General features: G+C 61.6%; 8 protein-coding genes. 6 read left to right on the top strand and 2 right to left on the bottom strand.

What is annotated here, in order from left to right; all coding sequences use genetic code 11:
* Positions 1-147: 147 nt before the first annotated feature.
* The gene (locus BLQ01_RS20740; protein WP_026548568.1) at positions 148-594 is read right to left on the bottom strand and encodes a MarR family winged helix-turn-helix transcriptional regulator; all 447 of its coding nucleotides are present in this window, start codon (positions 592-594) and stop codon (positions 148-150) included.
* Between the two features lie 175 nt (positions 595-769).
* Between BLQ01_RS20740 and BLQ01_RS20735 the strand changes: the two genes are divergently transcribed.
* Positions 770-1,978 (top strand): MFS transporter, encoded by a 1,209-nt coding sequence (locus BLQ01_RS20735; RefSeq protein ID WP_026542477.1) that lies wholly within the window; start codon positions 770-772, stop codon positions 1,976-1,978.
* 66 nt (positions 1,979-2,044) lie between these two features.
* On the opposite strand, the gene BLQ01_RS20730 is transcribed toward BLQ01_RS20735, so the two are convergent.
* The gene (locus BLQ01_RS20730; protein ID WP_091554116.1) at positions 2,045-2,629 is read right to left on the bottom strand and encodes a hypothetical protein; all 585 of its coding nucleotides are present in this window, start codon (positions 2,627-2,629) and stop codon (positions 2,045-2,047) included.
* A 117-nt stretch (positions 2,630-2,746) separates the two neighbouring features.
* Here BLQ01_RS20730 and gcvH point away from each other — a divergent pair, with 117 nt between their 5' ends.
* From gcvH to BLQ01_RS20705, 5 genes are all read left to right on the top strand, one after another.
* Positions 2,747-3,133, top strand: coding sequence for a glycine cleavage system protein GcvH (gene gcvH / locus BLQ01_RS20725; protein WP_026542479.1), 387 nt, complete (start codon positions 2,747-2,749; stop codon positions 3,131-3,133).
* Positions 3,134-3,271: 138 nt separating this feature from the next.
* Entirely contained in the window at positions 3,272-3,748 is a 477-nt protein-coding gene (locus BLQ01_RS20720) for an FHA domain-containing protein (RefSeq protein WP_026542480.1), read from the top strand.
* 19 nt (positions 3,749-3,767) lie between these two features.
* The gene (locus tag BLQ01_RS20715; protein ID WP_026542481.1) at positions 3,768-4,484 is read left to right on the top strand and encodes a transcriptional regulator FtsR; all 717 of its coding nucleotides are present in this window, start codon (positions 3,768-3,770) and stop codon (positions 4,482-4,484) included.
* On the top strand, positions 4,484-4,987 hold the full coding sequence (locus tag BLQ01_RS20710; RefSeq protein WP_026548570.1) for a bifunctional nuclease family protein: 504 nt from the start codon (positions 4,484-4,486) through the stop codon (positions 4,985-4,987). Before BLQ01_RS20715 ends, BLQ01_RS20710 begins: the two co-directional genes overlap by 1 nt.
* 235 nt (positions 4,988-5,222) lie before the next feature.
* Positions 5,223-5,816 carry a MerR family transcriptional regulator gene (locus tag BLQ01_RS20705; protein WP_026542483.1) on the top strand — a complete coding sequence of 198 codons (594 nt, stop codon included), beginning with the start codon at positions 5,223-5,225 and terminating at the stop codon, positions 5,814-5,816.
* The last annotated feature ends 184 nt before the right edge of the window (positions 5,817-6,000 follow it).

The raw sequence follows: 6,000 nt of genomic DNA, 5'->3' as shown, positions 1-6,000 counted from the left end.
CCACCCTAAGCTTCAAAAGCTTAGCTACCCCGGATTTCCCGCGCGATCACTGGGAAGCAAGCCCCTCCCATACACACGTTTTGTCCTATAACCCTTGGTTCCACCCGCCCGCGTGACGCCGGGTGGAACGCTTGGTCCGTGTGCCGGTCAGACCCTCTGCAGCGCGCCGAGCGCCCTGACCAGTGGTTCAAGTTCCGGCACGGACTCCGCGGCCTCGAGGGCGGCGCCGAGCGTGTGATCGTGCACCGGCTTGGCGGCCTCAAGAAGCTTCTGTCCGTTCGGTGTCAGTTCGGTGTAAATTCCCCGGCGGTCATCGGCACACAGGATCCGGGTGAGCAGGCCCCGGTCCTCGAGGCGGTTGACCAGGCGGGTGGTCGCACTGCTGGACAGGGCCGTGGCCCGGGCCAGTTGCTGCATCCGCATATGCCAGCCGTCCTGGCGGCTCAGTGCGTCCAGCACCGTGTATTCCACTACTGACAGGTCACTTGAGGCCTGGAGTGCCTTCTCCAATGCGGCTTCGATGCTTCCGTGCAGGGCAGCAAGGGTCCGCCAACCCTGCGCCCGTACTTCAACGGCGTCATCCTTGATGCCCATGCTTGCTGTGCTCCTGCCTTGATGTCGTGTAAATGGAGACACCTCCAAAGGTAGTTGCTTGCGCAAGTATCTAGCGTGTGCAACTATATATGGAGCGTCTGCAACTATTATTCTACGGTTCCCGGCGACGCACTTCCACCTCACCGCGGAACCGCATCATTTGAAGGAGCTCCACATGCCCGCAGGGTTGATTGCCCTTGCCCTCGGCGGTTTCGGCATCGGACTGACCGAATTCGTGATCATGGGCCTCTTGCCCGAAGTGGCTGCCGACTTTCAGGTCAGCGAGGCTTCTGCCGGCTGGTTTATCTCCGGCTATGCCCTCAGCGTCACTGTCGGTGCCCTCCTGGTCACCGCCGCCGTCACCAGGCTGCCGAGGAAGCCGGTCCTCATCGGCCTCCTCGTTCTGTTCATTGCCGGCAACTTCCTCTCAGCCATCGCGGACAGCTACTCGGCCATGCTCCTCGGACGCATAGTGGCCGCCCTCTGCCACGGTGCCTTCTTCGGCATAGGTTCGGTGGTTGCTGCCAGCCTGGTCCCGGCCCACAAGAAGGCCGGAGCGATCGCCATCATGTTCACCGGCCTCACCGCAGCAAACGTACTGGGCGTTCCCTTTGGAACGCTCCTGGGCCAGAACTTCGGGTGGCGTTCGACCTTCTGGGCGATCACCGCGATCGGCGTCATAGCTCTGATCGGCATTGCGCTGATGGTTCCCAAGGCCTCCACGGAGCCCACCAAGGGCCTTCGCAGTGAACTCGGTGCCTTCAAGTCCGGCCAGGTATGGCTGTCCATCACCGTGACAGTCCTCGGTTTCGGCGGCATGTTCGGTGCTTTCACGTACATCGCCTTCACGCTGACGGAAGTCTCCGGATTCGACTCCGGCGCTGTGCCCTGGCTCCTGGTGCTCTTTGGCGGCGGCCTTTTCGTGGGCAACTTCCTGGGTGGCAAGGCAGCGGACAAGGCCCTTGACGCCTCGCTCATCGTCATTCTCGCCGGACTGGTGGCGGTGCTGGTCTTCTTTGCACTCACCGCGTCCAACAGCATTGCCACGCTGGTCTCGCTTGCGCTCATGGGCGGCTTCGGCTTCGCCACGGTACCCGGTCTCCAGATGCGTGTCATGCATTTCGCCTCGACGGCACCGACGTTGGCGTCGGGTGCAAACATTGGTGCCTTCAATCTGGGCAATGCCCTTGGAGCGTGGCTCGGCGGCGTCACCATCACAGCGGGCCTCGGCTACACCTCGCCCATCTGGGCAGGTGCCGGTATTACCGCCGCTGCGTTGTTGGTCATGGTCTATGCTGCCGCCGCCGCAAAGCGTCGGGAAGCTGCGGCACCTGCTGGAACGCCCGACGTCGAACGCGAACCGCGCGCGGCCAGCGTCGCCTGATTCCGGCAACAGCAAAAGAAGCCCGCCACGGATTCCTCCGTGGCGGGCTTCCTGCGTCCGGTGGGCTTAGGCGTCCGGCCCGCGGCCCTGCGTTTCCGATGCTGCTGCCGTCTGCGCGGCCTTGACGCGCTGGTTCTCTGCTTGCTTCAACGCCTTCATCTGCTTGCCCCGGCGACGCCACAAAGCCCACAGAACCGTAACGGCGATGAAGACCAGTACCGCTGCAACAGCAGCAATGGCTGTCCAGGTTGTAAAGAAGCCCGCGTCCACGCTCAACGTCCGCTGGCCGGCATGAGCTGATTCCGTGGCTCCGAAGGCGATGCCCGCCGTCAGGAGGTTCGGGGTGGCAATGGCCACTGCCACCAGGAGGATGACGATCTTCCACGGCCAGGTGACTGCCTTGCGGGTAGCCTGCCAGGCAACAAGGAGGGGAATAAAGGTGAAGACAAATCCATAGAACATACCCACCAGGACACTGGCCCCAAGGTCCCGCTTGATCTGCCCGGCAATGACATCTGACCACCAACGGGGGAGTATGGCCCCCAGAATAAAGAAGGCAGCCACAGCGACAAGCAATGCCACCAGGATCAGGATTATTTTGGCGCCCCAATTGCGCTTTTTCCGAGCTGGTACTTGTGCTTGTTCAGTCATGGGTCAATCATGGCAGAGACCCCCTTGGGCGCAGGGGAAATGTGCCTATACTTTCAGCGGTGGCCACCTGCATAGGCCGCCGTCGAGGTTCGTCATTGTCCCGATGAAAGGCCACCCGTGAGCAATATTCCAGAAGAACTTTCCTATACCGCGGAGCACGAATGGGTTACCGCTCCCGATGCCGAAGGCGTTGTGCGGATTGGCATCACCGATTTTGCGCAGGACGCCCTGGGTGACGTCGTCTATGCTCAGATGCCCGAGCCCGGGACAAAGGTCACCGGCAATGAAGTGGTGGGGGAAGTTGAGTCCACCAAGAGCGTCAGTGATATTTACGCGCCGGTGAGCGGGGAGGTCATTAATCGCAATGACGCGTTGGACACCGATCCCGCGCTGATTAACTCCGATCCCTACGGCGAAGGGTGGCTCATTGAGGTCAAGCTCGCAGAAGCAGATGCAGTGGATTCCCTGCTCAGTGCATCAGAGTACGAACAACAGGTAGGCTAAAGTTATCTGGCCCGCCAAGCTGAATTTCCTTAACGGGAAAAGCGCGACGGCGGGCCAGCAACCGATTTGCCCGGCGGTACCGGGATGCGGAAGTGGCTGGCAGGTTTTGGAACTGCCGGCAGATGAGGAGGAAATTCCATGGTTGGCGGCGAACAGAACCAAGCCAATGTCGGGAACGGCGCGGAGGAACAGCCCACGTCGGAGACCACCTCGATCAGCATCACGCCAACGTGGGACGAGCCAAGCATCGCTCCCAAGCTGGCCCCTGAAGAGCGTGCATCCGTGGAAGCACTTCCGCCCAACTCGGCCTTGCTCATTGCCCACAGCGGGCCCAACGCCGGCGCACGGTTCCTTTTGGATGCCGACACCACCACTGCGGGGCGGCACCCTGATGCGGACATCTTCCTTGATGACGTCACGGTGTCCCGCAAGCACGTCCAGTTCCTTCGGACGGCCACCGGATTCGAACTGGTGGACATGGGCAGCCTCAACGGAACATACGTCAACCACGATCGCGTGGACCGCGTGCAGTTGAAGAGCGGCAACGAGGTCCAGATCGGCAAGTTCCGGTTGACCTACTACATGAGCCCTGTCCGCGCAGCAGGCCAAGTCTGACGGGGTCCTGCCTTTGGCTATCGCCCAGCCTGACCGCCGTGGACCGCAGGTCCTTAACATTGGGGAAGTCCTCGCCCAGCTGAGCGACGACTTCCCGGGGATGACTGCGTCCAAGATCCGGTTCCTGGAGGAAAAGGGGCTCATCAATCCCAAGCGGACCGCTGCCGGTTACAGGCAATATGCGGACAGCGACGTCGAGCGCCTCCGTTTTGTCCTCGCATTGCAGCGCGATCAGTACCTTCCGCTGAAAGTCATCAAGGATTACCTTGACGCCATCGACCGCGGAGAGCGCCCGGAGAATCTGCCACCCGGGGTAACAGTTGCTCCCAAAGCTGTGTCGGCCGGAATGGCTGCCGAGGTGCAGGGGAGGGCCCGGGCGCTGACCGAGGAGCAATTGCGTTCTGAGTCCGGTGCCAGCGTGCCCTTGCTGGAGTCCCTTCTGAGTTTCGGGCTGATCAGCCATGTCGGTGGCCGCTTCGATGAACACGCCCTCCAAGTGGCGCGGGCCTGCGTTCAGTTGGAAGGGCACGGGCTCGAGCCCCGGCACCTGCGTCCCTTCCAGGCTGCCGCGGAACGTGAATTCGGCTTGGTGGAGCGGGCCGTTGCGCCCCTGACATCCCGCCGGGACGCGGCTTCCCAAGCGCGCGCAGCAGAAGCTGCCCGTGAGATCAGCGAGCTCTGCCTGACACTTCACAGGGCCCTCGTCCACGATCGCATCTCCCGGATGGACAGCTGATGATCGAAGTCGAAATCGTTGGCGTCCGCATAGAACTGCCGTCCAACCAGCCCCTGGTGCTTCTTCGGGAGCTCAATGGTGAACGGCACGTGCCCATCTGGATCGGAACCCCTGAGGCCAGTGCCATCGCCTTGGCCCAACAAGGGGTGGTCCCGCCCCGGCCCATGACACACGATCTCCTGGTCGATGTTGTCGAATCACTGGGTCATTCGATCATCAGCGTCAATATCGTGGCTGTTGAGGACAACATCTTCTATGGACAACTGCAGTTCGACGACGGCACGGTAGTCAGTTCCCGGGCTTCGGATGCGCTGGCGCTGGCGCTGCGTGCAAAATGTCGTATCTGGTGCGCGGACGCCGTGATGGAAGAAGCCGGCGTCCGAATCACCGAACACGACGAAGGCGAGGACTCCGAGCCGGATCCCAGCGTGGACGAAGAGCGCGAAATGCGCCGGTTCCGTGAGTTCCTGGACGACGTCGAACCCGAAGACTTCGAAGGTTGAGAGACCCTAAGCCTAAAGTTGAGGGTGAAACTTTCGACACGACGTGAAATTGGGGCCAAGGTCTTTGACCTCGGCCCCCGACGGGCCTAACGTCGAAGGTATCAAGTTCCCGTTGCATACACTGCCCGCGCAAGTCACACTGGAAGGTGCGGACTTGTGGGAATTACACTGCTGCATTTCAGTGTTGTGCCAGAGTATGCACCGTCCCCAAGGGAACTGAGAACAAGGAGGTCACGTGAGTCCGAAAGGCGAAGCAGGCGAGCTGAAGCAGGCCTCGACCGGCATTGCTGCGCCCGCATCCGGCGCCCAAGGTTTGCTCTTCACAGAGGACCTTCCTGTGCTGGACGAGGACGCGGGTTACCGCGGCCCCACTGCTTGCAAAGCCGCGGGTATCACCTACCGCCAGCTCGACTATTGGGCTCGAACGGGCCTGGTGGAGCCCGCAGTTCGCGGCGCGGCCGGATCAGGTTCCCAGCGGCTCTACGGATTCCGCGACATCCTGGTTCTCAAAGTGGTCAAGCGGCTCCTTGATACTGGTGTTTCCCTGCAGCAGATCCGAACTGCCGTTGAACACCTGCGCGAGCGTGGCGTTGAGGACCTTGCCCAGATCACTCTGATGAGCGATGGCGCAAGTGTCTATGAATGTACTTCGGCTGATGAAGTCATTGACTTGGTGCAGGGCGGACAGGGCGTCTTCGGCATCGCCGTTGGACGCGTATGGCGGGAAGTCGAGGGAAGCCTGGCCGCACTTCCGAGTGAACACGCTGTAGAGCAGTCCTTTCCCGACGACGAACTGAGCAAGCGCCGCGTGGCCCGCCGGATCGGCTGAGACCGGGCACCCAAACACAACTTTTATGAGAAGAGCCTCTTCCCTTGTGGGGAAGGGGCTTTTTCTGTCGGCAGGGGCGCCTGTAGCTAAGCGAGCGGCTCGGGCCCAATCAGCCGGCTCACTTCAGCCGGGTCCTCTTCAGCGGGGCCCATCTCAGCCGGGCTGATTCAGGCGGGCTGATTCA

Source organism: Arthrobacter sp. UNCCL28, assembly GCF_900102805.1.
In the GTDB taxonomy this organism is placed as follows: domain Bacteria; phylum Actinomycetota; class Actinomycetes; order Actinomycetales; family Micrococcaceae; genus Arthrobacter; species Arthrobacter nicotinovorans_A.
This window is presented reverse-complemented; position numbering and strand designations above follow the sequence as displayed.

Coding starts and splice junctions, on each gene's coding strand:
- BLQ01_RS20740 (WP_026548568.1), bottom strand. CDS start 594: ATGGGCATCAAGGATGACGCCGTTGAAGTACGGGCGCAGGGTTGGCGG.
- BLQ01_RS20735 (WP_026542477.1), top strand. CDS start 770: ATGCCCGCAGGGTTGATTGCCCTTGCCCTCGGCGGTTTCGGCATCGGA.
- BLQ01_RS20730 (WP_091554116.1), bottom strand. CDS start 2,629: ATGACTGAACAAGCACAAGTACCAGCTCGGAAAAAGCGCAATTGGGGC.
- BLQ01_RS20720 (WP_026542480.1), top strand. CDS start 3,272: ATGGTTGGCGGCGAACAGAACCAAGCCAATGTCGGGAACGGCGCGGAG.
- BLQ01_RS20710 (WP_026548570.1), top strand. CDS start 4,484: ATGATCGAAGTCGAAATCGTTGGCGTCCGCATAGAACTGCCGTCCAAC.